The sequence below is a fragment of the Streptomyces sp. NPDC002130 genome, assembly GCF_040296465.1.
Taxonomy (GTDB): Bacteria; Actinomycetota; Actinomycetes; order Streptomycetales; family Streptomycetaceae; genus Streptomyces.
The window spans coordinates 1-2,528 of sequence record NZ_JBEOXI010000545.1 but is presented as its reverse complement, the minus strand read 5'-3'; the positions used below and the strand labels follow the sequence as shown (position 1 = coordinate 2,528).

Here is a 2,528-nt window from a genome sequence, read left to right as displayed (position 1 = left end):
CAGGCGGTGACGCTCCGATCGGTCGCTCGCGAGGTCGGGATATCCGCACCATCTATCTACGGACACTTTTCCGATCGCGACGCCATTGTCGAAGCGGTGGTCTCCGAATCGCTGGAGCAGTTGCATCTCGCGGTGGCCGACGCCGTTGCCGCGCACGCCGACCCTGTCGAGGGTTTGTATGCTGGTTGCTCGGCATACGTCGAGTTCGGCATCTCCGAGCCTGCTCGGTATCGGGTCTTGTTCGGGTGGTCTCGGCCGAAAGGTCAGTCTCCACAATCGGATACGCGAGGGCTGGCCGCATTCAACACGCTGGTGACCAATCTCGAATCGTGTGTCGATGCTGGGAAGTCGACCAGCACAGATACTTTCGTCGATGCGGTGTCGATCTGGACCTCGCTCCACGGACAGGTGATGTTGCGTGCGGATCTCCCGGAGTTTCCGTGGCCGTCGACGGACACCGTCAGTGAGATGGTGAGGAGCCTTGCGCGGCTTGTGAACTGACTTCTTGATCGTTCGGTGATCGACGACGCAGCCAGGTCTGATCCAGCATCGTGAGATAGGCATCGAGCTGAGCCGCGCCGGCGAGAAGGTTGCGACTGCGTGTGGTCAGCCGGTCCTGCCAGGATTCGAGGAACGCTGACAATGCGTCTGCTCCGCCGGCCTCGCGCAGCGAATCGAGAAACTGGGCGACTTGCGACAGTCGGTAGCCGCCGCGCCGCAGTTGCCGTGCGATCTCGGCGTCGCGCACACACTCGGGACCGTATTCGCGATAACCCGTTGCCTGTTCGCGTTCGGGACGCAGGATGCCGTGCTCTTCCCATGTGCGCAGTGTCGCCGGATGAACGCCGAGACGGCGCGCGAGCTCACCCACCGTCAGCGCTGGACCGTGTACCTGTGCCGGTGCTGTGGTGGACAGAGTCCCCAGCGCAGTGGCTACCTCGGTGCGAGTTCCTCGCTCGGCGAGCAGCGTTACGTGCGCACTGTCGATCAGGCGGTAGGCGGACTCGGTGTCGCCCTGGTTGGTCGCACGCATGATTTCCGTGGCCCGCCGGTGCCCGTGACCGCCGCGCAATGCGAGGAAAGTACGCAGGGCTTGTGCGTGCACTGGGGTGTATCGCCGGTAGCCGTGGTTGCTGCGCTCGGATAAAGGAAGGACGCCGGCATCGTCGTAGTTGCGGATCGCCTGCGCGGACAACCCGTGTTCACGGGCAAGGTCGATGGGCCGCACTGATCACCTCCGATTGAGGCTTTTCACGGTATACCCCAGGTAGTTTTCGTGAAAGTTTCACTCGAACCTTCAACGATACTGTCGAAGGCAGTCCACCTTCGAAAGGGATGATCATGTCCACTGCCCCAGCGCTGAGTGAGTTCGGCCGCCAACTCGAAGACGCGGCAAGTCTTGGTGTCCGAACATCGACGTCGAGGTGTTCCGACACCGCAACAAGCAATTCGGTTGCGTCGGTGCTCGACAACAATTCCTCGCTGCTGCTCGCCTCGGTGGCGAACCGTGCGAGCAGATCTATCGAGGTTGCCGACAACTTCCCGGACAAGAACACCAGCGTTTCGAAGGTCCTGGGGCCGAGGCCCGGAACGGAGACGACTGCCGAGCGGAGGCTTTCGGTGTCCTCGACGTCGGAACTGGACCGGCAACCGGCGTCGACGAGCGCCTTGGCTGCGCGAGCTACACCTTCGGCCTTGGTGGAGTAGTTGCCCGGCACGCGCTGGCGATTGCCGAGAACCGTTGCGAGTTCGTCGCCACGGTCGGTGAAGGCGGCGAGAGCGGACAGGCTGTCGAGATGTTCGCCGGCGGCTACCGAGCGGTGTGTGCGCCAACGGTCGACGACGGCGCGGACTCCGGTCTTCGGCGTTCCGTAGGCGGCGCGCGACGAGAAGATCGCGTCGAGAAGGGCGGCTTCGGACTCGCGCGGCCATCCCTGATTCCAATGCGGCCACGCCTCGCGCGGAAGTTCGGCGGCGATGAATTCGACCGCCCTGGCTACGTCTGTGTCTTTCATGATTTCTCCCCCGAGAAGTTGTCCTGTGTGGACGCGCTGAACGTAGCGAGAGGGTCCGACAGATTGTGGCCGCGAACGCACGGGATCGACTGTCCGTCAAGGAGGTCACGAATTGGTAACAATAAATATGAGGGGTTCCTCAGGTTTCTGAAAATCCCGGTAACAGTCCCAGGCAGGGCGTTCGCGACCTACTCACGAGTCACTTTCTCGAAGTCCCGTGAGGAAGATCACGGCCCTGAAAGTCCAGATTTCCAGGGCGCCGACAAACGTGAGGAAATCCTCATGATTCTGTGTAAACCTTGTCTTGCACGAACGCCCTGACTCCGTCGATTCTCTCGACGAATTCGCGAGCACTTCAGCCGGGCAGCACACCGCAAATCCCACCTCGCCGCAGAGGTGACCAGGAGAGGACGTACGCGTGACGATCGATGACACGACACCTACAGGAAACGGACGCGACTCGAAGGGTGGGCGCCGTTTCGGCGTCGATGGGGGACAGTCCCGCACGACCAG

General features: G+C 62.1%; 3 protein-coding genes. 1 reads left to right on the top strand and 2 read right to left on the bottom strand.

The features are described from left to right. The coding region (locus ABT116_RS42525; RefSeq protein ID WP_351645970.1) for a TetR/AcrR family transcriptional regulator at window positions 1–501 on the top strand (501 nt) is incomplete at its 5' end. Here the strand turns inward: ABT116_RS42525 and ABT116_RS42520 are convergent. Then, entirely contained in the window at window positions 461–1,228 is a 768-nt protein-coding gene (locus ABT116_RS42520; RefSeq protein WP_351645965.1) for a TioE family transcriptional regulator, read from the bottom strand. The genes ABT116_RS42525 and ABT116_RS42520 overlap by 41 nt on opposite strands. After that, window positions 1,203–2,015 carry a DUF8548 family protein gene (locus ABT116_RS42515; RefSeq protein ID WP_351645960.1) on the bottom strand — a complete coding sequence of 271 codons (813 nt, stop codon included), beginning with the start codon at window positions 2,013–2,015 and terminating at the stop codon, window positions 1,203–1,205. The genes ABT116_RS42520 and ABT116_RS42515 overlap by 26 nt, the downstream gene beginning before the upstream one ends. Window positions 2,016–2,528 lie beyond the last annotated feature (513 nt).